This window comes from Leifsonia sp. EB34, assembly GCF_041260585.1.
GTDB lineage: Bacteria > Actinomycetota > Actinomycetes > Actinomycetales > Microbacteriaceae > Leifsonia.
Genome location: NZ_JBGCCV010000001.1, coordinates 1,383,522 through 1,407,969, shown reverse-complemented (window position 1 = coordinate 1,407,969; position 24,448 = coordinate 1,383,522). Strand labels below are relative to the sequence as shown.

21 protein-coding genes and 1 tRNA gene are annotated in these 24,448 nt (G+C 69.8%); 15 read left to right on the top strand and 7 right to left on the bottom strand.

All coding sequences use genetic code 11. From position 1 onward, the window contains the following. Positions 1–57: 57 nt before the first annotated feature. Positions 58–1,383, bottom strand: a complete 1,326-nt coding sequence (locus ABIA36_RS06770; RefSeq protein WP_369961517.1) for an ABC transporter substrate-binding protein — start codon at positions 1,381–1,383, stop codon at positions 58–60. A 292-nt stretch (positions 1,384–1,675) separates the two neighbouring features. Here ABIA36_RS06770 and ABIA36_RS06765 point away from each other — a divergent pair, with 292 nt between their 5' ends. Both ABIA36_RS06765 and ABIA36_RS06760 read left to right on the top strand, forming a co-directional pair. Further along, positions 1,676–2,269, top strand: a complete 594-nt coding sequence (locus tag ABIA36_RS06765) for a TetR/AcrR family transcriptional regulator (protein ID WP_369961516.1) — start codon at positions 1,676–1,678, stop codon at positions 2,267–2,269. 85 nt (positions 2,270–2,354) lie between these two features. Further along, positions 2,355–3,701, top strand: coding sequence for a cation:proton antiporter (locus tag ABIA36_RS06760; protein WP_369961515.1), 1,347 nt, complete (start codon positions 2,355–2,357; stop codon positions 3,699–3,701). Between the two features lie 12 nt (positions 3,702–3,713). On the opposite strand, the gene ABIA36_RS06755 is transcribed toward ABIA36_RS06760, so the two are convergent. Continuing rightward, complete coding sequence (locus tag ABIA36_RS06755; protein WP_369961514.1) at positions 3,714–5,864, bottom strand: MDR family MFS transporter; 2,151 nt, start codon at positions 5,862–5,864, stop codon at positions 3,714–3,716. Between the two features lie 457 nt (positions 5,865–6,321). Between ABIA36_RS06755 and ABIA36_RS06750 the strand changes: the two genes are divergently transcribed. Together ABIA36_RS06750 and ABIA36_RS06745 are read left to right on the top strand one after the other, a co-directional pair. Continuing rightward, positions 6,322–7,116 (top strand): amidase domain-containing protein, encoded by a 795-nt coding sequence (locus ABIA36_RS06750; protein WP_369962089.1) that lies wholly within the window; start codon positions 6,322–6,324, stop codon positions 7,114–7,116. Between the two features lie 68 nt (positions 7,117–7,184). Further along, entirely contained in the window at positions 7,185–7,985 is an 801-nt protein-coding gene (locus ABIA36_RS06745; RefSeq protein ID WP_369961513.1) for a M15 family metallopeptidase, read from the top strand. 9 nt (positions 7,986–7,994) lie between these two features. On the opposite strand, the gene ABIA36_RS06740 is transcribed toward ABIA36_RS06745, so the two are convergent. Beyond that, entirely contained in the window at positions 7,995–9,239 is a 1,245-nt protein-coding gene (locus tag ABIA36_RS06740) for an LCP family protein (RefSeq protein WP_369961512.1), read from the bottom strand. Positions 9,240–9,342: 103 nt separating this feature from the next. On the opposite strand from ABIA36_RS06740, the gene ABIA36_RS06735 reads away from it, so the two are divergent. Continuing rightward, positions 9,343–10,518 (top strand): PP2C family protein-serine/threonine phosphatase, encoded by a 1,176-nt coding sequence (locus ABIA36_RS06735; protein WP_369961511.1) that lies wholly within the window; start codon positions 9,343–9,345, stop codon positions 10,516–10,518. A 25-nt stretch (positions 10,519–10,543) separates the two neighbouring features. Here the strand turns inward: ABIA36_RS06735 and pgm are convergent, their stop codons facing one another. Then, on the bottom strand, positions 10,544–12,163 hold the full coding sequence (pgm, locus tag ABIA36_RS06730) for a phosphoglucomutase (alpha-D-glucose-1,6-bisphosphate-dependent) (protein WP_369961510.1): 1,620 nt from the start codon (positions 12,161–12,163) through the stop codon (positions 10,544–10,546). An 89-nt stretch (positions 12,164–12,252) separates the two neighbouring features. On the opposite strand from pgm, the gene pheA reads away from it, so the two are divergent. Both pheA and ABIA36_RS06720 read left to right on the top strand, forming a co-directional pair. Further along, complete coding sequence (gene pheA / locus ABIA36_RS06725) at positions 12,253–13,245, top strand: prephenate dehydratase (RefSeq protein WP_369961509.1); 993 nt, start codon at positions 12,253–12,255, stop codon at positions 13,243–13,245. Positions 13,246–13,273: 28 nt separating this feature from the next. Further along, positions 13,274–13,942 (top strand): hypothetical protein, encoded by a 669-nt coding sequence (locus tag ABIA36_RS06720; RefSeq protein WP_369961508.1) that lies wholly within the window; start codon positions 13,274–13,276, stop codon positions 13,940–13,942. A 34-nt stretch (positions 13,943–13,976) separates the two neighbouring features. Here ABIA36_RS06720 and ABIA36_RS06715 read toward each other — a convergent pair whose 3' ends face one another. Then, positions 13,977–14,963, bottom strand: a complete 987-nt coding sequence (locus ABIA36_RS06715) for a diacylglycerol kinase family protein (protein ID WP_369961507.1) — start codon at positions 14,961–14,963, stop codon at positions 13,977–13,979. A gap of 35 nt (positions 14,964–14,998) precedes the next feature. Between ABIA36_RS06715 and serS the strand changes: the two genes are divergently transcribed. The 7 genes from serS (at position 14,999) to ABIA36_RS06680 (ending at position 21,489) form a co-directional block, all read left to right on the top strand. Beyond that, positions 14,999–16,264: a serine--tRNA ligase gene (serS, locus tag ABIA36_RS06710; RefSeq protein WP_369961506.1), complete on the top strand. Its 1,266-nt coding sequence runs from the start codon at positions 14,999–15,001 to the stop codon at positions 16,262–16,264. Next, on the top strand, positions 16,261–17,073 hold the full coding sequence (locus ABIA36_RS06705) for an HAD family hydrolase (protein WP_369961505.1): 813 nt from the start codon (positions 16,261–16,263) through the stop codon (positions 17,071–17,073). Before serS ends, ABIA36_RS06705 begins: the two co-directional genes overlap by 4 nt. 106 nt (positions 17,074–17,179) lie before the next feature. Beyond that, positions 17,180–18,469, top strand: coding sequence for an LCP family protein (locus tag ABIA36_RS06700; RefSeq protein ID WP_369961504.1), 1,290 nt, complete (start codon positions 17,180–17,182; stop codon positions 18,467–18,469). Positions 18,470–18,656: 187 nt separating this feature from the next. Further along, entirely contained in the window at positions 18,657–19,928 is a 1,272-nt protein-coding gene (locus ABIA36_RS06695) for an MFS transporter (protein ID WP_369961503.1), read from the top strand. Between the two features lie 265 nt (positions 19,929–20,193). After that, complete coding sequence (locus ABIA36_RS06690) at positions 20,194–20,775, top strand: hypothetical protein (protein WP_369961502.1); 582 nt, start codon at positions 20,194–20,196, stop codon at positions 20,773–20,775. Positions 20,776–20,851: 76 nt separating this feature from the next. Beyond that, positions 20,852–21,292 (top strand): HTH domain-containing protein, encoded by a 441-nt coding sequence (locus ABIA36_RS06685; protein WP_369961501.1) that lies wholly within the window; start codon positions 20,852–20,854, stop codon positions 21,290–21,292. Between the two features lie 112 nt (positions 21,293–21,404). Then, positions 21,405–21,489 (top strand) — tRNA-Ser (locus ABIA36_RS06680). A 50-nt stretch (positions 21,490–21,539) separates the two neighbouring features. Here the strand turns inward: ABIA36_RS06680 and ABIA36_RS06675 are convergent. Next, the gene (locus ABIA36_RS06675) at positions 21,540–22,817 is read right to left on the bottom strand and encodes a PucR family transcriptional regulator (protein WP_369961500.1); all 1,278 of its coding nucleotides are present in this window, start codon (positions 22,815–22,817) and stop codon (positions 21,540–21,542) included. 160 nt (positions 22,818–22,977) lie between these two features. On the opposite strand from ABIA36_RS06675, the gene ABIA36_RS06670 reads away from it, so the two are divergent. Next, positions 22,978–23,583: a DUF1269 domain-containing protein gene (locus ABIA36_RS06670; protein ID WP_369961499.1), complete on the top strand. Its 606-nt coding sequence runs from the start codon at positions 22,978–22,980 to the stop codon at positions 23,581–23,583. Positions 23,584–23,636: 53 nt separating this feature from the next. On the opposite strand, the gene ABIA36_RS06665 is transcribed toward ABIA36_RS06670, so the two are convergent. Next, complete coding sequence (locus tag ABIA36_RS06665; RefSeq protein WP_369961498.1) at positions 23,637–24,344, bottom strand: GntR family transcriptional regulator; 708 nt, start codon at positions 24,342–24,344, stop codon at positions 23,637–23,639. Positions 24,345–24,448: the final 104 nt, after the last annotated feature.

Here is a 24,448-nt window from a genome sequence, read left to right as displayed (position 1 = left end):
TCGGCGAGGGTTCGGGCCCCGCCGCCGACAGCAGCGGGGCCCGACTGGTGAGGTGCGTTACTTGTTGACGACGAGCTGGTTCAGCAGCGTCATCGCGTTGGCCCAGGCCTGATCGCCGTTCGCCTTGCCCGAGTCGAGCTGCTGGACGGACGGGCCGAACACCTGGGACTGGATGACCGAGTCGTCCGGTCCCTTGTACTGGGCGACGACGCCCTTCGCGCGCTCCGCCAGGATCTGGCCGACGGGGGCGTTGTTGAAGAACTTCGTCAGGTCGCTCGCGCCGGTGACGCCGGGGTCGGACTGCGCCGCGGTCACCGACGGGAACGTGCCGGCCGCCTGGAACGTCGCGACCTGCGACTTCGCGGTGGTCAGCCAGGCCGCGAGAGCGGCCGCCTCCTTCGGGTGCTTGGACTGCGTCGGCACGGTCAGGAACGAGCCGCCCCAGTTGGCCGCGCCGCCCGGGAAGACGTTCGCGAAGTCCCAGCCGGTGGAGGCGTCGCCGCCCCCGGCCTTGACCTGGCCCTGCACGACGCCGAGCATCCAGCCCGGGCAGACGAACGTGGCGAACGAGCCGTCGGTGAAGGCCTTGCCCTTGCCCCAGTCCCACTGGGTCTGGTTGGAGGAGAGACCGGCCGCCGCGCCACCCGCGAGCTGAGCCCACAGCGCCTTGAGGTCGCTGTTGTTCTGGATGTTGAGCTTGCCGTCCTTGGTGTAGTAGCCCTCCGGCTGCTGGTTCACCATGGCGTTCCAGAGGAAGCCGGACTGGTCGTAGAACGCCTTGCCGGTCGCCGCCTTGTACTGCTCGCCGACCTTGAAGAAGTCCGCCCAGGTGGCGTTGGCGCCCCCGAACAGCTTGGCGACGGAGTCGCGGTCGCTGGGCAGGCCGGCCGCGGCGAACAGCTTGCCGTTGTAGCAGAGGCCCTCCGGTCCGATGTCGGTGCCGTAGCCGATGATGCGGCCGTTCTTGTCGGTGGCCTGCTTCAGCTTCCAGTCGACCCAGCGGCTCTTGATGTCGTTGGCGCCGTAGTCCTTGAGGTCGTTGAACTGGCTGGAGACCTGCATGACCTTGGAGAGCCAGCCCTCCTCGACGGCCTGGACGTCGGGGAGCCCGCTGCCGGCGGCCTCCTTGGTCTGCCAGTCGGTCAGGGCGTTGTCACCGGTGTCGATGTTGGTCGCCTTGATCTTGATCCCCGGGTGCTCCTTCTCGTACTGCGAGTAGAGCTTGTCGAAGCCCATCGTGCCGAACGTCGTGACGGTCAGCGTGATGGGGTTCGAGCTGGTTCCTGCGTCGCTGCCGCTCGCTGAGCAGCCAGTCGCGAGGAGGGCGAACGAGGCCGTGGCGGCGACTGCCGCAGCGACCTTGGTGCGTCGTGAAAGCTTCACGGATCACTCCCTTGTGCGTGTGTGTGCGTTTGGTCTGGTGAGACCGGTGAGAGCGCTCTCTTTTTAGGCCGTGAGAGCGCTCTCACGGGTTGGATGAGAATGTAGATCGGTCGCAAATGTGTTGTCAAGTGGGGGTGTGATCGCGCTCTCATCGTTGAAACGATGGGATTTGTTGCTGGTGCGACGAAAGGCGCGGAATTACGCGGCGGGTGAGCGCCGACGTGATCCAACCGTGACCTTCGTCGGGCCTCTTTTAGATAGACTGACCTACCTAGATAACGGAGGGCCTGCGATGGCGGAGTCTGCGCGCAACACCGGTGCGCGCACCGGCGGGGCCCGTCGGCGCCTCCTCGAAGCGGCCGCGCGGAGGTTCTACTCCGAGGGCATCGCGGCCACCGGCGTCGACACGATCACCGCGGACGCGGGCGTCGCCAAGATGAGCCTCTACAACAACTTCGCGTCGAAGTCGGCGCTGGTCGCGGCCTCCCTCGAAGCGCGCCACGCCGAATGGCTCGCCCTCTACGCCCGCCGCGCACGCCGGGCGCCGGACGCGTTCACGCGTGTGCTCGCGGTCTTCGACGCGTACCTCGACGAGGCCGCGCTCGCCCCCGAGCCGGGGTACCGCGGCAGCGGACTGCTCAACGCAGCCGCCGAGCTGCCCGTCGGCGATCCCGGCCGGGAGATCGTGCGCCGCCACATCGCCGAGGTCGAGGGCATCCTGGCCGCCGGCCTCCGCGAGCTGACCGACCGCGCCAGAGCGGAGCGCACGGCCCAGCACCTCTCGTACGTGCTGAACGGCGCGCTCGTCCGCGCGGGTCTGGAGGCCGACCGCCGCCGCCTCCGCGACGCCAGAGCCCTCGCGCTCAACCTCCTCGCGGCCCTCTAGCCACGACATTCGCCCCGAATGTCGCGGCCTGGCGCTCGGCGGGTTGTGGGTCCAGACTGGCGGCGAGCAGAGGGAGGGCGTGCGGATGCCGGTCATCATCCTCGTCGGCTTCGCCGCCGTGGCGCTCTGGTCGCTCGTCTCGCACCGATTCGAGCGGTTCGGGATTGCCGGCCCGGCCGCTCTCGCAGTGCTCGGCTCGCTCGTCGTGCTCGTGGACGTGAAGGGCTTCACCGAGGCGATCGACAGCGATGTCGCCCAGCATGTCGTGGAGCTGATCCTCGCCGTGCTGCTCTTCGTGGACGCGTGCGAGGTGCGCGGCGGCATCTTCGGCGGGCAGGGCCGCAGCCTCGCGCGGCTCGTGCTGATCGCCCTCCCGCTGTCGCTCGCGCTCGTCGTGCTGACCGGACTCTGGCTGCTGCCCGCGCTCAACGTCTTCGTGCTGATCGTCATCGCCTGCATCGTGATGCCCACCGACTTCGCGCCGGCGACCGCGTTGCTGCGGTCCTCGCGGGTCCCCGCCCGGGTGCGCCAGATCCTCAACGTGGAGAGCGGCTACAACGACGGCCTCATCTCGCCGCTGTTCGCCATGTCGGTCGCGATCGCCGTCGCCCTCCCGAGCATCCTGAAGGTCGCGAACACCGGCGCGCAGCTCTCGGGCGCCGGCGAGAAGGAGGTCGAGAAGAACCTGTCGGAGGCCGTCTACGCCTTCTTCGGCGCGATCCCCGCCACGGTCGTCGCGATCGTCGTCGGCGTCCTCATCGGCGGCGTGCTCGGCCTGCTCACGCGCTGGGCGTCCGGCCGCGGCTGGGCGAACGCGTCCGGGATCCGCTTCGTGATGCTGATCGCGCCGTTGCTGACCTACGGGATCGCGACGCTCCACGACCTGGCGGCCAACGGCTTCGTCGCCGCGTTCGTCGCCGGCGTGATGTTCCGCGTCACGCGCACGCGCCGCGGCGAGCTCGACGCTGTCCCGGAGGACGAGCTCCTGCTGGTGGAGGAGGCCAGCAAGGTCGCCTCCGACTTCGTCTGGTTCATCCTCGGCGGGATGACGACGGCGGTGATCGTGGAGGGCATCGACTGGCGGGTGCTGGTGATCGCGGTGCTCGCGCTGACGCTGTTCCGCGCCGTGCCGGTCTACGCCTCGATGCTCGGCTCGCCGGTGACCTGGCGGGAACGCACCTACATCGGGTTGATCGGGCCGCGCGGCACGGCCTCCATCGTGTTCGGCCTGCTCGCCTACAACCATCTCCCGGACAGCGACAGTGGGGACGTGCTGAGCGTAACCGTGCTGACCGTGGTGGGCAGCATCGTGCTGCACGGCGTGGTGACGCCGCTCGTGCTCCGGCGCGTTCCGCCGCAGCCCGCGGGCGCGGACAGCGGAACGGCCGCCGCCCGGATGGGCGACGGCCGTCCCGTCGGTGAGGTGGACTAGCCGGTACGGGCGTCAGTCGGTCGCCGGCCGCGGCCGCTGCGCGGCGACGGAGGCGGTGTCGATCACCGGCTCGATGAGCGCGCCCGTCTCGCCGGCCACGCGGCTCGCGATCAGACCGAGGTCGGTCTCCTCGAGCTCCTCGCGCGAGCGGGAGTCGGACGCCATCGCGCCGGCCGGAACGGGCTCGCGCTCGCCGGCCGCTTCCGCCGCCTCGGCCTCGGCCTCGGCCTCGGACCGGGCGTCCGCGGCCTCCTGCAGCGCCGACTTGGCACGCAGCGGCGGGGTCTTGAAGAACAGCGACAGCACGAACGCGACCAGAACCACGATCATCGCCACCCAGTAGACCTGGACGGCCGAGGTGTTGAACGCGACCAGGAACGGCTTCGAGAGGCGCGGGTCGGCCGTGTTCAGGAACGACGTGTCGTTGATGTCGGAGCTGTTGTTCGCGTTGTTCGACTTCTTGAGCTGGGTCTGCATCACCGGCACGAGCGTGTCGACGTACGTCGAGCGCGCCGAGGCGTCCGTGAAGTTCAGCGTCACGGTGCCGTCGCTCGCGACGGAGGCGTAGGGCGCCTGCGCCTCGATCTTGGCCGCTGCGGCCTGGATCGCCTGCTGCTGAGCGGCCGCCTCCGCCTGGGCCTGAGCCTGCGGCGGGATGTGGCCGGCGGCGACCTGCCCGGCGACGGCCTGCGTTGCCGCGGCCTTGGCGCCGTCCACGGCCTTCTGCAACGCCTGCTGCGTGGCCGCGGTCGCCTTGCTGGTGATCGGCGTGTAGATCTTCTCCATGATCTGCTTGTTCTCCGGCGCGGACGCGACCGACGGGGTCAGCGCGGCGTCGAGGGCGCTGGTCAGCGTGGGCTTGTCCGTGAGCGCCGTCTGGATGTTCGTCGGGAACACCGTGAACAGCAGCGACAGCAGCACGGCCGTGCCGAGCGTTCCACCGATCTGCCGGAAGAACGTGGAGGCGCTGGTCGCCACACCCATGTCGCGGAGGCCGACCGAGTTCTGGCTGGCGATGGTCAGCGTCTGCATGAGCTGGCCGAGGCCGAGGCCGATCAGCAGCATCGCGCCGGCGATGAACCAGTACGAGTCGCCGAACTTGAGGAACGTCAGGTAGAAGAATCCGCCCGCGAGCATCGCGGTGCCGATGATCGGGAACTGCCGGTAGCGGCCGGTGCGCGCGATGATCTGGCCGGAGGCGATCGAGGAGATCATCAGGCCGAGGATCATCGGGAGGAGCTGCAGGCCCGACTCGGTCGGGGTGGAGCCGAGCACGATCTGCAGGTAGAGCGGGAGCGTCAGCATCGCGCCGAACATGCCGAAGCCGACGAGCACGCCGATGACGGTCGCCATCGAGAAGGTGCTGGAGCGGAACAGCTTGAGCGGGATGAGCGCGTCGTCCTTCATCGCGCGCTCGATGAGGATGAAGGCGATGATGCCGATGGCGCCGATCACGTAGCAGGAGATCGAGGCGGCGCTGCCCCAGCCCCAGTCGCGGCCCTGCTCGGCCACGAGCAGGAGCGGGACGAGGGCGACGATGACGCCCGCGGCGCCGAACCAGTCGATGCGCGCGGAGCCGCGGTCGTGCTTCGGCAGGTGCAGGAAGCGCAGGACCATGATCAGCGCGGCGATGCCGATCGGCACGTTGATGAGGAACACCCAGCGCCAGCCGGCGATCCACAGGATCTGGTTCGCGCCGGCGAACAGGCCGCCGATCAGCGGGCCGATGAGGCTGGAGATGCCGAAGACGGCCAGGAAGTAGCCCTGGTACTTGGCGCGCTCGCGCGGGGCGAGCATGTCGCCCATGATCGCGAGCGGCATCGACATCAGACCGCCGGCGCCGAGGCCCTGGATGGCGCGGAACGCCGCCAGCTCGAGCATGGAGGTCGAGAACGACGCGGCGATCGAGCCGGCGATGAAGATGCCGATGGCGATGATGAAGAGCGGCCGGCGTCCGAAGATGTCGGAGAGCTTGCCGTAGATCGGCGTCGAGATCGTCGAGAGGATGAGGTAGCCCGTCGTGACCCACGCCTGCTGGCTGAGGCCGTGCAGGTCGTCGCCGATCGTGCGGATCGCCGTTCCGACGACCGTCTGATCGAGGGCCGAGAGGAACATGCCGGCCATGAGGCCGAAGATCACGAAGAGGATCTGGCGATGCGACATGATCGGTTTGGGTGCGGACACTGCCGCGCTGGTCTGACTGGACATCTGTCTCCGGGTCGAGAGTCGAATGAGGGGACGCCCAGGACTCGGAGCGTCACACCGGTGTGGGCAAAAGAATTTTGCGGAGACTGCAAAGTTACACCCAGTGCGAGTCTTTCAGCAACGCGAGACTACGCCTCAGGGGCCCTCGTTCGCCATGGGCGAACGTCCGGGTGACCCGTGGGTCGACCCGGCCTGCTGCGGTTTTCCGCAGCATTCACAGACCCGCCGTACCCCATCCAGGTGCCGCATAGCTCTGCGGTCTAGCGTCGAAGAGGTGCTTGCCGTCACCCTCTGAATACTCCCCTAAGGTCGTATGAGTTCTCACAGTCGTTCCCGTCGCTTGTTCGCCGTTGCCGCGGCGGTTGCCGCCGCCACCCTCCTTTTCACGGGATGCGCGGGTGAGCCGTCCCCGGTGATGAAGGCGATCGCGAAGGCGGTGCCGGCGGTGCAGCCCAAGAACCCGACCGTCTCCGCTCTCCAGCCGGCCGTTGGCAGCCTCTCGGGTGGCACGGCGACCATCACCGGCACGGACCTCGACAAGGTCGCCTCGGTGCAGATCGGCGGCCAGCCCGCTCCGGTCACCCAGCCCGGCAGCGACAAGATCGTCGTGGCCGTCCCGCAGGCGGCGAACTGGGCCGCCGGCCCCGTGCCGATCGTCGTCACCGCGGCTGACGGAAAGGTGATCCCGACCACCGGCAAGACGTACACCTACCAGGCGCAGACCCCGGTGGATCAGCAGCTCGCGTACGCGCTCGCGCACTGGAACGACTACAACACGACCCAGTACGGCGACCTCAACCCGGTCGGCGGCGACTGCGCCAACTTCGTCAGCCAGACCCTGATCGCGCGCGGCTGGCAGATGAACTCCGACTGGTACAACCACGACGCCGCGGCCGACTGGAGCCCGGCCTGGGGTTACGTGCCCGCGATGGACGACTACTTCCGCGAGAATGCGGCGCAGCTCGGGCTCACGGAATACTCGTTCGACCAGCGCGACAAGATCAAGGTCGGCGACATCGTGATGTTCGACTGGAACAACAATGGCTCGCTCGACCATGTCCAGATCGTCTCGGCGGTGAACACTGTGAACGGCAAGATCACCATCGAGATGGCCGGCCACAACACCGACACCGACTACCGCGACCTCGACCACACGATCACAGTCGACCACCCCGGGGCGACCGGTCACTTCTGGAGTCTCTCGAAGTAAGAGCCCCATTCGGGCGAGACCGGGAGTCCGCTGACAGCTGACGCTCTTCGGGCACGTATGCTCGGTGCGTGAAACCGACCGGTCCCCGTCGCCGCGTCGCGCTCGTGGCTGCCGCCGCACTCGTGCTGCTCGCCGCCACGGCGTGCTCCGCCGCCGACCAGCCGCCCCGCAAGCCGTCCCCCTCGAAGGCCGCCGCGCACGCCTCCGTGCCCGTCCCCACGCCGACGCCGACGCCGACGCCGACCGCGACGGCCGCCGGCTTCGACAAGCACGCCATGTCGATCGACGATCCTGCGAGCATCTGGGTGGCCGTGAACAAGCCGCGCCCGCTGAACCCGCTGAACTACGCGCCGCCTTCGCTGGTCTATCCGGACGTCACCTACGTCAACCGCCAGCCGATGCGGCCGGAGGTGGCCGAGGCGCTGGTCGCGATGTTCCACGCGGGCAAGGCGGAGGCCGGGCTCGACTTCTCGGTGCAGAGCGCCTACCGGTCGTTCGAGTCGCAGACCCGTGTCTACGACGACGACGCCGCGCGCCACGGCGTCGCCGGCGCCGACACCGACACGGCCCGCCCTGGCCACAGTGAGCACCAGACCGGGCTCGCGGTCGACATCAGCGCGGTCCCGGCCAAGTGCTCCCTCGACGCGTGCTTCGCCCACACGCCGCAGGGGGAGTGGCTGGCCGCGAACGCCTGGCGCTTCGGCTTCCTGCTGCGCTACCCGGCCGACAAGGTCGCGGTCACCGGCTTCACCTTCGAGCCGTGGCACTTCCGCTACATCGGCGTCCCGCTGGCCACCCAGCTCAAGCAGGCGAACGTCACGACCCTGGAGGAGTTCTTCGGCGTGCCGGGCGGGACCGAGTACCACTAGGAAACGCGGCTAGAACCCGTACGGCTTCGAACAGGTGACCTGCGCGGCCGTCTGCCCGTGCACGTTCGCCGGCAGCTCGACGGAGCCTGCGTCCGCCGCCTCGGGCTGAGCCTCGACCGGGGCGGCAGCCTCGTCCGACGTCTCCGAGCCGAGGCCCGTGTCGCCGGTCAGGGCGACCGGGCGGTCTTCGCGGAGGGCGGACATCAGCAGCTCGGCCTCCTCGCGGTCCGGGGCGACCCCGTCGCCCTCCAGGTGGTTCGGGTACTGCACGAAGACGACCTTCGCGGGGTCGACGTCCTTCAGGGCCACGCCGAGCGACGCGATCGTGGTGATGTTCTTCAGGCTTTCGGAGGGCAGGATGTTGTCGGCCGCCGCCTTCGCCAGCCCGTAGACCTTCAGCGGATTGGCCAACGTGTCCGCGCTCTTGATCGTGCGGACCAGCGACGACAGGAACACCTGCTGGTTGCTGATCCGCGCGAGGTCGGAGCCGTCGCCCACGCCGTGCCGGGTGCGGAGGAAGGCGAGCGCCTGCGGGCCCTGGAGAGTGTTGTCGCCGGCTTTCACGTCCAGTCCGCTGTACGGGTCGACGATGTCATCCGACACGCAGACGGGCACGCCGCCGACCGCGTTGGACATCTCGATGACCCCGTCGAACTCGATCACCCCGGCGTAGTCGATCTCGAGCCCGGTGAGCTTCTTCACGGTCAGCACCGTGCAGGCGAGGCCGCCGTAGCTGAGGGTGGTGTTGAGCTTCTGGCGGCTCATCGTGCTGAAGCTGCCACCGTCGGGCTTCGGGCACGACGGGATCGGCACGTACATGTCGCGCGGCAGGCTCACGATCGTCGCGTCCTTGTGGTCGGCCGAGACGTGCAGCAGCATCGTCACATCGTTGAGGGCGGCGTCGCGGGTGTCGTACGCGGGGTTGCCGCCCCCGCTGTCGCTGCCGGCCAAGAGCACGTTGAAGGCGCCGTCGACCGCTCCGACCTTCGGCGGCAGCGCCTTGCCGGTGTCGTCGACGAGCTGCACGCCCTCCTTGGCGTTCACGGTCGCGAACACGTCGAAGGCGGCGAAGCCGACCAGCGCCGCCGCGCTGACCGCGACGACGGCGAGCGAGCGGAGGGCCAGGGCGCCGACGGAGGAACGGAAGGTGCGGGGCGCCAGGCGCCCGTGCCGCGCGACGGCCGCGCCCGGCGACCTCTCGCCGGCTCGCAGCTCCGCGCGGGTCGGGCTGTCGTGTTTCGGGTCGGACTGCATCGAATCAGGCTAGCCGTCGATCCTGAATGTAACACCTGAGCAGTGGTGTATGGATTTCACCCCGTCATCGAATTCCGGTAGACGGATCTGTACAGTGGGAGGCATGGTCGTCGACGCGCAGGCGGTGCAGCGGACAGAGAGCGCGCGGCAACGCGCATTGGCCGGCCTCCGCATCCTCGACAGCGGGCCGGAAGCCCGGTTCGACCGGATCACGCGGCTGGCGAAGCAGCTCTTCGGCGTGCCGATGGTGAGCATCACGCTGCTCGACGGCGACCGGCAATGGCGCAAATCCCACATCGGGCTGAGCACCGAGGCACCGCGCGAGAAGGCGTTCTGCGACGTGACCGCCGGCCAGGACGCCGCGCTGATCGTCGCCGACGCGGCCCGGGACGAGCGCTTCGCCGACAATCCGTTCGTCGTCGGCGACCCCCACCTCCGGTTCTACGCGGGCGAACCGCTGCACGCCCCGGGCGGGGAGGCCGTGGGCACCCTGTGCGTGCTCGACACCGAGCCGCGCACCCTCAGTCCCGAGCAGGAGCGCGTGCTGCGCGACCTCGCCGACTGGGTGCAGGACGAGCTCAACCGCGACGACGAGCTCGACCGGGCGGCGATCGCGCAGAAGGGCCTCCTCCCGCGCCGCAAGCCCCGGGCGCCCGGGTTCGACGTCGCGGCGGCCTGCGAGCCGTCGCACGGGGTGTCCGGCGACTTCTACGACTGGTACGACGTCGGCGACGACTTCTGCGTCACGGTCGGCGACGTGATGGGCAAGGGGCTGGCCGCGGCGATCGTCGGCGCGTCCGTGCGCACGGCCCTGCGCAGCGCGATGGACTTCGCCGACCTCCAGGACTCGGTCGACGCCGCGTCGCGTCTGGTCGAGGAGGACCTCGACCAGCTCGCCACCGTCGTCACCCTCTTCCACGCCAAGGTGCACGCGGACGGCGCGGTCGACTACGTCGACGCCGGTCACGGCCTCGCGGTGATCGTCCGGGACCGGGGGTCACTCGAACGGCTGCAGGGCGGCGCCGTCCCGCTCGGCCTTCCGACGCCGGAGCCGCGGCTCCCCGAGCGTGTGATGCTCGGCCCCGGCGACGCCCTGGTCTGCGTGAGCGACGGCGTCGTGGACGCGCTCGGCGGCGACAGGGCCTTCCCGGTGCTGGAGGCGATCGTGCGGGGCAACGCCACTCCGGGCGGCGCGGTCTCCCGCATCCTCAGCGCCGCGCGCCGCGGAGTGCCGATCGACGACCTGACCGCGGTGATCGTCCGCCGCAGCCAGCGGTGAGCCGCGTGCCCGTGGGCGGCGCGGGTCAGCCGCCGAGGGCGTCGCCCACGATGCGCTTGGCCTCCTCCTGCACCTCGCGGAGGTTCTCCTCGCCGGCGAAGCTCTCCGCGTAGATCTTGTAGACGTTCTCGGTGCCGCTCGGGCGGGCCGCGAACCAGGCGGTGGCCGTCTGCACCTTCACGCCGCCGAGGGCTGCGTCGTTGCCGGGCGCGCGGCTCAGCTTGGCGATGATCGGCTCGCCGGCGAGCTCGGTCGCCGCGATCGCGTCGCCGTCGAGCTTGCCGAGGGCGGCCTTCTGCTCGGGGCTGGCCGGGGCGTCCACCCGCTGGTAGACCGGGTCGCCGAACCGCTCGGTCAGCTCGCGGTAGAGCTGGGAGGGCGACTTGCCGGTCACGGCGCGGATCTCGCTGGCGAGCAGGGCCAGCAGGATGCCGTCCTTGTCGGTCGTCCAGGCCGAGCCGTCGAAACGTAGGAAGCTCGCGCCGGCGCTCTCCTCGCCGCCGAAGCCGACCGAGCCGTCGATCAGGCCGGGGACGAACCACTTGAAGCCGACCGGGACCTCCCACAGCCGCCGGCCGAGCGACTCCGCCACCCGGTCGATGATGGAGGACGACACGAGCGTCTTGCCGACCGCGGCGTCCTTCCGCCAGCCGGTGCGCGTGGTGAACAGGTAGTCGATGGCCACCGCGAGGTAGTGGTTCGGGTTCATCAGACCGCCGTCGGGCGTCACGATGCCGTGGCGGTCGGCGTCGGCGTCGTTGCCGGTGAGGATGTCGAAGTCGCCGCTGCGCGCCACGACCGAGGCCATCGCGGACGGGCTCGACGGGTCCATCCGGATCTTGCCGTCCCAGTCGAGCGTCATGAAGCCCCAGGCCGGGTCGACCTCCGGGTTCACCACCGTCAGGTCGAGGTCGTACCGGTCGGCGATCGCCTGCCAGTAGTGCACGCTCGCGCCGCCGAGCGGGTCGGCGCCGATGCGGATGCCGCTCTCCTTGATCGCCTTCACGTCGATGATGTTCTCGAGGTCCGCGACGTAGTTTCCGCGGAAGTCGTAGGTTTCGACGCCGCTCGGCTCGGACATCCGCACGTCGCGCAGGCCGTCCGCGATGATCTCGTTGGCGCGCTTGGCGATCCAGCTCGTCGCGTCGGTGTCCGCGGGGCCGCCGTGCGGCGGGTTGTACTTGAAGCCGCCGTCGCGCGGCGGGTTGTGGCTCGGAGTGACGACGATGCCGTCGGCCTGGTCGGGGTGACCGGCCTTGTTGTAGGCGATGATCGCGTGCGAGACGGCGGGTGTCGGCACCCAGTCGTCGAACTCGTCCACGAGCACGCGCACCTCGTTGCCGACCAGCACGGCCAGCGCGGTGGTGGTGGCGAACTCGCTGAGCAGGTGGGTGTCGGCGCCGATGAACAGCGGGCCGGTGATGCCCTGCGCGTTGCGGTACTCCACGATCGCCTGCGTGGTCGCCGCGATGTGGTCCTCGTTGAAGGCGGTGTCGAGCGCCGACCCGCGGTGCCCGGAGGTGCCGAACACCACGCGCTGCTCCGGGATGCTCACGTCGGGCTTCAGCTCGTAGTACGCGCGCCGCAGGGCGTCGACGTCGATGAGGTCGGAGGGCTGCGCGGGGGTGCCTGCTCGTTCGTCCATGCGACTACTCTTCCACGACGGCGGGGAACGGGCGAGGGCCGGGCCTCCGGCTCGCCGGTGGGCTCGTGCGCCTCTATAAGCTAAGGGCCATGTCCTCCGCCCCTGCCGACCCCACCGCCGAGCTGCCCGCGTCCGTGGACGAGGTCTACAGCTTCCTCGGGCCGTCCGGCACGTTCACGGAGGCCGCGCTCGCGCAGGTCCCCGAGGCCCGCGGCAAGAGCTGGCGGGCCGTCAACAACGTGGGGGAGGCGCTCGCCGACGTGGTCGCCGGCCGCAGCGTCGCCGCGATGATCGCGATCGAGAACTCCATCGAGGGCGGAGTCTCCGTCGCCCAGGACGCGCTCGCGACCGTCCCGGGCCTCCGGATCGTGGGCGAGTACCTCGTGCCCGTGAACTTCGTGCTCGTCGCCCGGCCCGGGACGACCCTGGCGGACGTGCGCACGATCAACGCGCACCCCGTCGCCTACGCGCAGTGCCACCAGTGGCTGGACGCGAACCTCCCGGCGCACGGCCACCTGCCCGCGTCCAGCAACGTCGCCGCCGCTGCCTCCCTGTTCGACGGGAGCACGGCGGACGCCGCCATCGCGCCTCCCGGGATCGTCGACCACCACGACGTGGCCGTGCTCGCCGAGAACATCGGCGACAACCCGAACGCCGTCACCCGGTTCGTCCTGGTCAGCACCTCCCGCAGCGTGCCGGAGCCGACCGGGGCGGACAAGACCAGCCTGATCGCCGAGCTGCCAGACGACCGACCCGGATCGCTGCTCGACCTGCTGGAGCAGTTCTCCACCCGCGGGATCAACCTGAGCCTCATCGAGTCGCGGCCCATCGGCGACGCCCTCGGCCGCTACCGGTTCGTCATCGACGCGGACGGCCACATCCACGACGAGCGGGTCGCGGACGCCCTGCTCGGCCTCCGCCGTTTCAGCCCGTCGGTGATCTTCCTCGGCTCGTACCCGCGGGCGGACGGGGTGCGCGTCGACTTCGACCAGCGCTACCGCGACGAGGTGTTCACCGAGGCGCGCGAATGGCTCGACACCCTGGTGGACGACCACGGTGCCGCTCTGAGCGACCGCGGGTAAGCTGCGCAGCAGGGAGCGCTCCCATCCGATGCCGCTCCCATCCGATGCGCGGGAGGTCGGGATGATCGTGGACGACGACCAGAAGGACGCCGCGCGCGGCATCGACCCCCGCTACGACCCGCAGTTCCAGCGCGGCTACCGTCCGCAGCCCGGCGAGCGGGCCAAGACGCGCCTGCGCGCCGCGCCGGCGCCGTCGGTCGCGACCGACGAGGGCGACGACGAGCGCGACGACGAGCGGCGGAGGCCGGTCGAGGCGGCCTCGCTGAGCATCGCGCCGGTCGACGTGCCGCGGGTGACCCCGGCGGCGGAGCCTCCCGTGCAGGCCGAGCCCGGCGTCGACCGCGCGTACGCGGTCCCCGCGTCCGCTTCTGCCGCGAGCATCCTCGACCGGCTCGACCTCTCACCCAGGCGCAACCCGGTGATACTCGCCCTCTGGCTGGTGTCCGGCGGCTTCGTGGTGCTGGGCGTCGTGCTCTACTCGGTCTCGGTGAGCCTGTCGTACACCGGCTCGACGCCGTCGACCGACGTCGGCTCGCTCGTGATCTCGCAGCTCGGCTGGATGCTCGCCGGCCCGCTGATCACGGTCGGGCTGCTCACGCTGGTGGCGCTGCTGTTCCTCACGGCGCTCGCCGGACGCGGCTCGAAGCGGGCATACTCGGAGCCCACCAGCGACCTCCCCGACGAACGCACCCGCTGAGCCTCGTCTTTCGTCACGAATGTCGCGCGGGCCGTTACCGCGGGACGCGGACGCGCAGGCCCTGCGGGTCGAGCCCGATCTCGAGCGCGATGACCTCGCCGAAGCCGTCGCCGTCCAGCTCGAACGGCTCCGGCTCGTCCAGCACGACCGTCACCGTCGCGCCGCGCAGGTAGCTGAGCCGGGTGCGGATCGCCTTGTCGGTGAAGCGGATGATCCGCCTCCCGAGCGCGCTTCGGTGCAGCACGCGGTTCTCCCAGGTGACCTTGCGCCAGATCGTCAGCCAGCCGAACACCGTCACGGGCTGCAGGATCGCGATGTCGATCAGGCCGTCGTCCACCTCGCTGTCGGGGATGAGCTGCATGTTCCCCGGGAGGCTGCCGCAGTTCGCGAACAGGATGGTGCTGACGTGCGCGGTGCGCTCCGGATCGTCGTCGATCCCGAACCGGAGCCGGACCTTGCGCGAGCGCGGCCACGACCGGAAGGCCGACTCCACGTAGGCGAGCCAGCCGAACCGGCGCTTGAGCTCCGGGCGGGTGGTCTCGATCATCCGAGCGTCGAAGCCCACGCCTGCCATGACGAGGAAGGCGTGCTCACTGCGGCTCCCGTCGTGCCGCTCTGCGGTGACCAGCCCGATGTCGATGCGGCGGGTGACACCGTCGAACGCGACGGCGACCGCCTCCTCCACGCCGGTGAACGGGACGCCGATGTTGCGGGCGAGGAGGTTGCCGGTGCCGCCGGGGAGCAGACCGAGCGTCGCGTCCTGGTCGCGCAGCGCCTCCGCGACCGCGCGGACCGTGCCGTCGCCTCCCGCGGCGAGCACGAGGGTCGCGCCGCGTTCCAGCGCCTGCCGGGTCTGGCCCTGGCCGCCGTCCTCCGGAGTCGTCTCCAGCCAGAGCAACTCGATGTCGCCCTCCTGGGCCGCGCGCGCCTCCACCGCCGCCCGCACCCGCGGCACGTCCACCCGCACGGGGTTGTAGACGACGGCGACCGTCGTGCCGCTCGTCCCCTCCCGATCGTCCACGGGTTCACGCTACTGGACGGCGATAAGCTGGGGCAGTGATCGATCCCGTCCTTCTGCGCGAGAACCCCGATGTCGTCCGACGTTCCCAGGAGGCCCGCGGCGACTCCGTCCAGCTCGTCGATGAGGCCCTGCAGGCCGACATCGAGCGCCGGGCTGCGATCACGGCGTTCGAGGAACTGCGCGCGGAGCAGAACGCGTTCGGCAAGCAGGTCGCGCAGGCGCCGAAGGACGAGAAGCAGGCGCTCGTCGCCCAGGCGCAGGCGCTCGCCGGCCGGGTGAAGGAGGCGCAGCAGGCCGCCAACACCGCCGAGGCGCACTTCAATGCGGTGCTGCGGCGCATCGGCAACCCGATCGTGGACGGCGTCCCGAGCGGCGGCGAGGACGACTTCATCGTGCTGAAGGAGGTCGGCGGCGTCCCGGAGTTCGACTTCGAGCCGCGCGACCACCTGGAGCTCGGCGAACTGCTCGGCGCGATCGACATGGCCCGCGGCGCCAAGGTCGCCGGGGCCCGGTTCTCGTTCCTGCGCGGCATCGGCGCGCGGCTCGAGATCGCGCTGATGAACATGGCGCTCGACAAGGCGTTGGCCAACGGCTTCGTGCCGATGATCACGCCCACCTTGGTGAAGCCGGAGGTGATGCAGGGCACCGGCTTCCTGGGCTCGCACGCCGACGAGGTGTACCACCTGGCCGACGACGACCTCTACCTCACCGGCACCAGCGAGGTCGCGCTCGCCGGCTACCACTCCGACGAGATCCTCGACGTGTCCGAGCCGCTGCGCTACGCCGGCTGGTCCACCTGCTACCGGCGCGAGGCCGGCTCGGCGGGCAAGGACACCCGCGGCATCATCCGGGTGCACCAGTTCAACAAGCTGGAGATGTTCGTCTACACCCTCCCGGAGAACGCCGAGGCCGAGCACGCCCGGCTGCTCGCCTGGCAGGAGGAGATGATGCAGGCCCTCGGGCTCAGCTACCGCGTCATCGACACCGCCGCGGGCGACCTCGGGTCGAGCGCCGCGCGCAAGTACGACGTGGAGGCGTGGATCCCGACGCAGGGCCGCTACCGCGAGCTGACGTCGACCTCCAACTGCACGACCTTCCAGGCCCGCCGCCTGGAGATCCGCTACCGCACCGAGTCGGGCAAGACCGCGCCGGTCGCGACCCTGAACGGCACGCTCGCGACGACCCGCTGGCTGGTCGCCATCCTGGAGACCCACCAGCGTGCCGACGGGTCGGTGCTGGTCCCGGAGGCGCTGCGGCCCTACCTGGGCGGCCTCGAGGTCCTGGAGCCGATCGCCCAGTGAGCACCGTGGCCGGGAGCGACCGCCTGCTGATCGCGCTCGACGTGGACGGCACCCTCATCCATGAGGACGAGTCCGTCGGCGACGCCGTGCTGGCCGCCGTCACGCGCGTCCGGGAGGCCGGGCACGAGGTGATGCTGGCCACCGGCCGGAGCTGGGAGACCGCGCGGCCGATCCACGAGAAGTTCGGGTTGACCAGCAAGTTCGTGGTGTGCGCCAACGGCGCGCTGACGATGATGCGGGACGAAACCGTCGAGGGCGGTTACCGGCGCGAGTTCATCGAGACCTTCGACCCGACCGAGGTGCTGCGCACCATCCGGCCGCACCTGCCGTCCGGCAGCTTCATGGTCGAGGATCCGACCGGCTTCCGCCGCTACACCGAGGGCATGACCGATTGGGAGCTGGTGAACGCCGAGCAGGTCGACTTCGACGAGCTCACCGAGCATCCCGCGACCCGCGTCGTCGTCGTGTCGCCGCAGCACGACGAGGAGGAGTTCCTCGCCATCGTGGAGCGGATGGGCCTCCAGCGGGTGAGCTACTCGATCGGCTGGACCGCGTGGCTGGACATCTCACCGGACGGCGTGAACAAGGCGACGGCGATGGAGCGGGTGCGGCACGCGCTCGACATCCCGGCGGCCCGGCTGGTCGCCGTGGGCGACGGCCGCAACGACCTCGAACTGCTGGAGTGGGCCGGGGCCGAGGGGCGGAGCGCCGCGATGGGGCAGGCCCCGGACGAGGTCAAGGCCGTCGCGACCGAGGTCACCGGAACGGTGTCAGACGACGGCCTCGCGGCGCTGCTCGACTCGCTCTGACCGGGCCTTTCTCCGCCCAGAGCATTTCCAGCCGGCTGTGTCAGACTTGGGAATGGTGTGTGCCCTCTCAGGCGCCGCCCTGACGACGTCCGACGAGAGGGAGTGAATGGACGAGTTGCCCACCCGCGCCCAGACGCGAGCACAGGAGAAGTCGGCCGGCCCTTCGGTGGCACGGCACGGACGCCTCAAGCGGCATAACCCGTTCACGACCATTGCGGCCCTCCTCGTCGGCCTGCTCGCCGTCGTGGGCGTCAGCACGGCCGGCGTCGCGGCGTACGCGACGTACGACGTGGCCTCCAGCCTCAAGCCCGCGGTCAAGCTCGTGGACGCGAAGGGCAAGGTCGTCACGCCCGGCATCGGCGCGATGGACGGTGCGTTCAACGTCCTCCTCGCCGGCTCCGACTCCGGCGGCGGCAACAAGACCTACGGCGACCGCGGCGAGAACCTCAACGACGTGACGATGCTGCTGCACGTGTCGGCCGACCACAAGAACGCCACCGTCGTCAGCTTCCCGCGCGACATGTACGTCCCCATCCCGTCCTGCCCGGACGGCAAGGGCGGCAGCTACGACGCGATGAGCCGCCAGAAGATCAACAACACGCTCAGCTACGGCGGGCTGGCCTGCACCGTGCTCACGGTCGAGAAGCTGACCGGACTGGACATCCCGTACGCGGGTGTCATCCAGTTCGACGGCGTGATCGAGATGTCCAACGCCGTCGGAGGCGTGAACGTCTGCGTCGCGGGCGACATCAAGGACCCGTACACCGGCCTCGACGTGAAGGCCGGCGAGAACACCCTCCAGGGCGCGCCGGCGCTGGCGTTCCTCCGCACCCGGCACGGCGTGGGCGACGGATCGGACCTCGGCCGGATCAGCAACCAGCAGGTCTTCCTCTCCTCGCTCGTCCGCACCATCAAGAGCGCCGACACGCTCGCGAACCCGGTGAAGGTGTACGCGCTGGCCAAGGCCGCGACGAGCAACATCTCGCTGTCGGAGAGCCTCAACAACCCGACCACCATCGCCTCGATGGCCATGGCGCTGAAGAACGTCGACGTCCCGAAGGTCGTCTTCGTGCAGTACCCGAACCACTACGAGGGCGACGGTGTGGCTCCGACCAAGGATGCCGCAAGCACCCTGATGACGGCCCTCCAGAACGACAAGCCCGTCACCCTGACCGGTGACACCGGCGTCGGCTCGGAGGCGGCGCCCGGCACGGCGACGCAGGCCCCGGCGGCGCCCTCCGCGCCGGCGACGCAGGCTCCCGCGGCTCCGGCAGCTCCGGCTCCGACCGGCACCTCGAGCGCGGCCCCGGGCGACGGCTCGTCCGTGCAGCTCCCGTCCGACGTGCACGGCCAGACGGCCGCGCAGGTCACCTGCTCGAAGCCGTTCCAGGACTGACCAGGGACACGGCAGCGCTCGCGTGCGCCTGGCGGGAATGATCCGCCGTGGTGCACACTTGAATCCGGCGGAGGCTCGCCCCTCCGCTCACAGTTCCATCGTGTAACTACCTCGCGCCGGCTCGCCCGGCGGACCAAGGCGGCACTTGAAGCCCGCGGTCCGCCGCGGTGATGACAGAAGGCCAGGCATGACACGACCAGACACGACGTCGTCGGACGTCGCCCGCGAGCCCGAACGCGCGACCACCTTGCTGCGCGCCGCCGGCTTCTCCTACTTCCCCGTCGCGCTGCTGGCGCGCCTCCCGTACGCCATGATGGTCGTCGGCGTGCTGACCCTCGTCGTCTCCGCCCGCGGCGAACTGTCGCTCGGCGGCCTGACCTCCGCGATGGTGGGCCTCGGCACCGCCATCTTCGGCCCGCTGATCGGCGCCGCGGCGGATCGGATCGGCCAGCGCGGCGTCGTGCTGGTCGCCGGCATCGCGAACAGCATCGCGCTGCTCGCGATCGCGTGGGTGGTCTTCAGCCCGGCGCCGGACGCGCTCGTGCTGCTCGTCGCGTTCCTGATCGGCGCGACCGCCCCGCAGGTGTCGCCGATGTCGCGCAGCCGCCTGGTCGGGATCATCGCCAGCCGCCTCCCCGGCGACCGTCACGCCGCGGTGCTCAACGGGACGATGGCGTACGAGTCGGCCGCCGACGAGGTCGTGTTCGTCTTCGGCCCGTTCATCGTCGGCCTCCTCGCGACCACGCTGAACCCGGCCGCCCCGATCATCGGCGCCGCCGTGCTCACCGTGCTCTTCGTGACCGCGTTCGCCCTGCACCGCAGCGGCTCCTTCCGCCCGACCGCGGCGGACGGCCTCCCGGTGCGGCAGGCTCCCGCGCGCGAGCTGTTCCGTCCCGGCCTGGCCGCCGTCACTGTCGGCGTGCTCGGGATGGGCCTGTTCTTCGGCTCGATGCTGACCGCGCTGACCTCGTTCCTGTCGGACTTCGGCCACCCAGAGCAGGCCGGCCTGGTCTACGGCGTGATGGGCGTCGGCTCAGCCGCTCTCGCGCTCGGCGTGGCCTGGTTCCCGCTCCGGTTCGCGCTGCGCTGGCGCTGGCTGACGTTCGCCGGCATCCTGGTGCTGTCGACGGCCGCGCTGCCGTTCGCGACCACGGTGCCCGGGATGATCCTGGTACTGCTGGTCGCGGGCTTCGGCGTCGGCCCCACCCTCGTGACGCAATACAGCTTCGGCGCCGAACGCAGCCCGGTCGGCCGCTCGGCGACGGTGATGACGATCCTCGGCTCCGCCGTGATCGTCGGCCAGTCGGCGTCCTCGGCGCTGGTCGGCGCGCTGGCGCAGAGCGCGGGGACGCACGCGGCGATGCTCGCGCCGGTCGCGTCGGCCCTGGTGGTGTTGGCGGCGGGGGTGGCGAACGTGTTCATCACCGGCCGCCGACCGTCGCCCGCCCGCGTTCGCTAGGCCTCACGTTGAGGAACTGACGGCAATCGATCGGGAGCTGCGCTAACAAGTCCGAGCTTCCTTCGGGCCGCGTTTGCAATCGGGCCTCCCTCGGCAATGGGGCTCGCCGCGAAGACGACGCATGACCGCCGGGGTGATCTTCGCGCGGTTGTCGATTGCTCTATTCGTGCGTTCTCGAACTCCAGTTGCGCGCAAAGCGAAGTGCAGACGTGAGGCGTTTGATATAACGCTTCAGATGACAACGAGGTCAGAAAGGTGGCTGCACATGCGCTTCAAAAAGATCATTGAGTTTGTCGGAGAGTGGAATCGCCCGATCGACCGGGCCAAGCCAAAGAAGCTGCGTTCAAGGCTGGCGGCAGGGGTTGCGTTCGCGCTCCTGGCTTCCTGCCTCTCGTTGGGGGCTGCAGCGCCCGCAGCCACCGCGGCCACCTCAGAAGCGGACGCGTACGAGCTCACTGTCGACGGCCACGTGACGACGATCGCCGAGGGTGAGACTGTGGTCTACGGTATGGAGGCCGTCAACTCGCCGACGCTCAGCCAGCGCTCTCCCCGGACGGTCTATCCGGGGAATGCGGGGACTCTCACTGTCACGGCCTCCGCCGGGGTCTACTACTTCAGTGTTGCGATGTCCGTCCCCGCCACCAACTTCGTCGGGAACTTCAGCATCACCGACCTCACCAGCGGGTTCAGTGGCGGATCGACCCTCGAGCTGGTGTTCTCAGGAAGCGTTCCAACGAGCAAGCTTCGCGGCCACCGGTACTCCGGTACTCTCTCGGGAACGGCCTTCTTCATGGGAGCCGCCGTTGCCAAGACAGTTCCGAACAACACGCTTTACACGTATCCCTGAGGTCGCTTCCGCATGACGGCTGGACGGCTTCAGCGCCGCCGGCCTTCATGCGTGGAAAAACAAGAAAGCCACTGGAATGACATCTCAGCCATTCGATGTCGCGGACGAGCTGCGGTCTCTTATCGCCCAGGGCTCGATCTCCGTCGACGCATTGCACGCTGTCACGGGGATCCGACCAGATGATTTGCAGTCGTTCCTCGGCGAGAACGGGGGAACTGGACTCACGACGGACCCGCAATCGCTCACGGTTGATCAGGGTGCCCGTCTGGCTCTGCTCGCAGCACAGTTGACAGAGGGCATGCGAATCGGAAGCAATGAACGTCTCAAGGCGATATTCGAGTCTTTGACAGTCGAGTGCCGCCTCTCCCCGCAGAACCTCACGCAGTTGACGGGAGTTCCTGTCGAGGACATCGAGAGTGTTCTCCGCGATCCACGGACAGTTCCCGTCGAGAAGCGCTACGCGCTCGCGATCACGGGAGCGTACCTTGTCAACGCGTTCAACCAGGCTCGCGGATAGGGGCGGCTGGGTGGTCTAAAGGATGGTTGTGGCGGCGCGTGTTCATCACCGGCCGCCGACCGGCGCCCGCCCGCGTTCGCTAGAATCGGTCGACGCCGGTACGCCGGCGCCGGGAGGGCTGTCCGAGCGGCCGATGGAGCCAGTCTTGAAAACTGGTGGGCAGAAATGTCTCGTGGGTTCGAATCCCACGCCCTCCGCCGTGATCAAGGTCGCTGGACCCTGGTGAATTACCGGTCCGCCCGGGCGACTACGTCGCCGCAGACCCGAGCGACGATCCCAGGTCGGCGAGCATCAGCGCCGCCTGGGTTTCGGCGGACCGCTCGGTGATGGGGTGCCCGAGAAGCGTCTGGATGCGTTCCAGTCGGTGGATCAGTGTGTTGCGGTGCAGGTACAGGCGCTCGGCAGCCGGAGCGATCCGCATCTTCGTGTCGAAGAAGGCGCGGAGCGTAGCGCGCATGTCCGCCATCTCCGGGGTGTCGCCGGCGAGTTCGCCGAGCGCGTGCTCGACGAACCAGCGGGCGCGCTCCTCGTTCCGGCTGAGGAGGATCGCGAGCGCCGCATCGCCGTAGCAGAGGCCGCCGGGCGCGCCCACGCGGGCGGCGAGGTCCAGCGCGTCGGACGCCTCCAGGAAGGTCCGGCGGAAGCCGGCGGTTCCCGGATGCGGTTCGCCGACGCCCACCAGCAGTGGTGCCGGAACGTGCAGATCCTCCACCGCCGGCCTCCGCGGCGGACGCTCGGCGGTGACCCAGATGTGGACGGTGCCGGCGGTCGTCTCGTAGCGGAGCATCCGGTCGGTGCCGGCGAAGCGGGCGAACCCCTGGATCACGCCTTCCAGTACGCGCCGTTCGACGGTGCCCCCGGGAGGTGAACCGATCGCGCACCCGAGGTGCCAGCCGAGCAGCCGGATGCGCAGCAGCCGCGTCGCCGACTCCACGTCCACCGGCGCGGCCGCCACCAGCGATTCGACCGTGCTCCGGATGCGCACCTGCTCGGCCTGGTAGACGCGGCGGCGCTCCTCGACGATTGCCTCGGTCGCGGCGCCGATCCAGGCGTCCATCGTGGCGCCCACCGACGTCGCGAGTTCCGGGACGACGCCGACGCCCTCCTGGCCGAGGCGGACGGCGGCGTCGATGAGCAGCGACAGCCACTCGTGCTGCACGGTGCGCAGCGCCTCCGTGATGTCGGACAACGGGACGTCCCGGCTGACGACGTCTTCGGCGAGGTCGTGATGGATCGCCTCCCTCGCGGCGGGAAGCTCCTCGTGGCCGGCGAGCCCGAGCAGCGTGGCGATCAGGACGTGCTGCGCGAACGACCGGATGACCGGCCAGGGTGCGAGGGCGTCCTGGATCTGCGCGTGGAGCGCGGATAGGGACTTCTCCGTCGCGCCGGCCACCCACCGGGCCGCCCCGTCACCCAGGCGCGTCCGCAGGCGATCCGCCTCGGGTCCGGCGAGCGGCGCAGGCCCGGGATCGCCCTCCCAGTCCAGCGACGCGATGACGCGCGCCACGGAGTCTGCAGCGGACACGCGGTCAGCTTAAGCCCGGGAGGGCACAGTGCACAGCGGCGTCCCGAACGCTGCGACAGACCGCACGATGACCCGGGAGCGCCGCCGGCGGAGTCTTGATGTGTCGGGCGAACGCCCGCGAATCCATACGAATATCGATGTGATCTGGAGGTCACTTTTCATGCAGGAGAACAATGTCATCGCCGTCTCGTTCGAGGACCCGCGCAACGCGTATCAGGCACTCAGCGAGCTGAAGGCAGCGGCCCTCGAGGGACGCGTCGACGTGCTCGCCGCGAGCATCGTCACGCGCGACGGGCAGGGCCGACTGGCCACCGTGGACGGAGAAGACATCGCGGGCGGCGCGGCCACCGTGGGCGGCAGCCTCGTGGGGCTGACCATCGGCGTCATCGGCGGTCCGATCGGGATGCTGTTCGGCTGGACCACCGGTCTGCTGGTCGGCGGGGCGTACGACGTCCGCCGGACGGACGATTCGGAGAGCGTCCTCGGCGAGATCAGCCGCTTCATCCCGGTGGGCGGCACGGCCATCGTCGCGCAGGTCAAGGAGTACGCCGTCGAGGTCGTCGACGAGCTGATGAAGCGGCTGGGCGGCACCGTTTACCGCCGCTCCACCGAGGTCGTGCAGGCCGAGCTCGACGCTGCTCGGGACGCGTACCGCGAGGCGCAGAAGGCCGCCGACCGGGTGGTGCGCGAGGAGCGCAAGGCCGCCCGTCACGAGAAGGCCGAGGAGCGCAAGGCGCACGTCAAGGAGAAGCTGCACGTCGGCTGACCCGCAGGCAGATCGGGCCACCGAGCCGCCTTCCGGCGCGCGCGGTGGCCCGATCACCGCGGGCCCGGCGCCGGCGCCCCGTCGATCTCGAGGCGCTCGACGATCGGCTGGATCAGTTCGGCCGTCGTGCGCAGGTGCGTCTCGAGTAGCGCGACCGCAGCATCCGCGTCCCTCGCCAGCGCGAGTTCGAGCATGCGACGGTGCTCGCCGGGCACATCCCGTGCGCCGCCGATCGATGCTTCGGTCGAGAGCTGCCGGTAGAGCTCGGCGCTGTCCCGGAGCGAGCCGGCGATGCCGATCAGCCGTGGACTGCCGCACGCCGCGATCAGCGCGGCGTGGAAGCGGGCATGCGCCGCGCTCCATTCTTCGGACGTGCCCCGTTCGCCCTCATCGAGGACGGGCGCTCGCTCGAGCAGGTGGTGGGCGGCGAGCACCCCGGCCTCCCACTCGGCGTCGCCCTCGGCGATGGCGCGACGGAGGGCTTCGCATTCGATCATGACCCGGAGATCGGTGAGGTCGTCGAGGTCGGACTTCGAAACGGCCTGAACACGGAACCCGGCGTTGGGAGTCAGCGTGACCAGACCCTGCTCCGAGAGTCGGAGCAGCGCCTCCCGCACCACTGAGACGCTGGTGCCGAACTGCTGAGAGAGAGCGACCAGGCGCAACGGCGAACCCGGCGGGAAACGGCCGGCCAGCAGATCCCTGCGCAAGACCTCGATCAGCTGGACGCCGAGCGTCTCCGTATTCGTCTGCCGTGGCATGGATCCTCCCGGCAAGTATCCTCGCACACTTCAGGCATATGCGATCAAAACCAAATTTACGACAATTCTTGACATTTCGAAAATAGCGATGAAGGATGCATCCA

Excerpts from the sequence above, each read along its gene's own strand:
- ABIA36_RS06740 (WP_369961512.1), bottom strand. The coding sequence starts at position 9,239 with ATGCAGTCCGACCCGAAACACGACAGCCCGACCCGCGCGGAGCTGCGA.
- pgm (WP_369961510.1), bottom strand. The coding sequence starts at position 12,163 with ATGGACGAACGAGCAGGCACCCCCGCGCAGCCCTCCGACCTCATCGAC.
- ABIA36_RS06665 (WP_369961498.1), bottom strand. The coding sequence starts at position 24,344 with ATGCCACGGCAGACGAATACGGAGACGCTCGGCGTCCAGCTGATCGAG.
- ABIA36_RS06755 (WP_369961514.1), bottom strand. The coding sequence starts at position 5,864 with ATGTCGCATCGCCAGATCCTCTTCGTGATCTTCGGCCTCATGGCCGGC.
- ABIA36_RS06765 (WP_369961516.1), top strand. The coding sequence starts at position 1,676 with ATGGCGGAGTCTGCGCGCAACACCGGTGCGCGCACCGGCGGGGCCCGT.
- ABIA36_RS06760 (WP_369961515.1), top strand. The coding sequence starts at position 2,355 with ATGCCGGTCATCATCCTCGTCGGCTTCGCCGCCGTGGCGCTCTGGTCG.
- ABIA36_RS06685 (WP_369961501.1), top strand. The coding sequence starts at position 20,852 with ATGACATCTCAGCCATTCGATGTCGCGGACGAGCTGCGGTCTCTTATC.
- ABIA36_RS06735 (WP_369961511.1), top strand. The coding sequence starts at position 9,343 with ATGGTCGTCGACGCGCAGGCGGTGCAGCGGACAGAGAGCGCGCGGCAA.
- ABIA36_RS06720 (WP_369961508.1), top strand. The coding sequence starts at position 13,274 with ATGCCGCTCCCATCCGATGCGCGGGAGGTCGGGATGATCGTGGACGAC.
- ABIA36_RS06695 (WP_369961503.1), top strand. The coding sequence starts at position 18,657 with ATGACACGACCAGACACGACGTCGTCGGACGTCGCCCGCGAGCCCGAA.
- ABIA36_RS06690 (WP_369961502.1), top strand. The coding sequence starts at position 20,194 with ATGCGCTTCAAAAAGATCATTGAGTTTGTCGGAGAGTGGAATCGCCCG.
- ABIA36_RS06670 (WP_369961499.1), top strand. The coding sequence starts at position 22,978 with ATGCAGGAGAACAATGTCATCGCCGTCTCGTTCGAGGACCCGCGCAAC.
- pheA (WP_369961509.1), top strand. The coding sequence starts at position 12,253 with ATGTCCTCCGCCCCTGCCGACCCCACCGCCGAGCTGCCCGCGTCCGTG.
- ABIA36_RS06700 (WP_369961504.1), top strand. The coding sequence starts at position 17,180 with ATGGACGAGTTGCCCACCCGCGCCCAGACGCGAGCACAGGAGAAGTCG.
- ABIA36_RS06750 (WP_369962089.1), top strand. The coding sequence starts at position 6,322 with ATGAAGGCGATCGCGAAGGCGGTGCCGGCGGTGCAGCCCAAGAACCCG.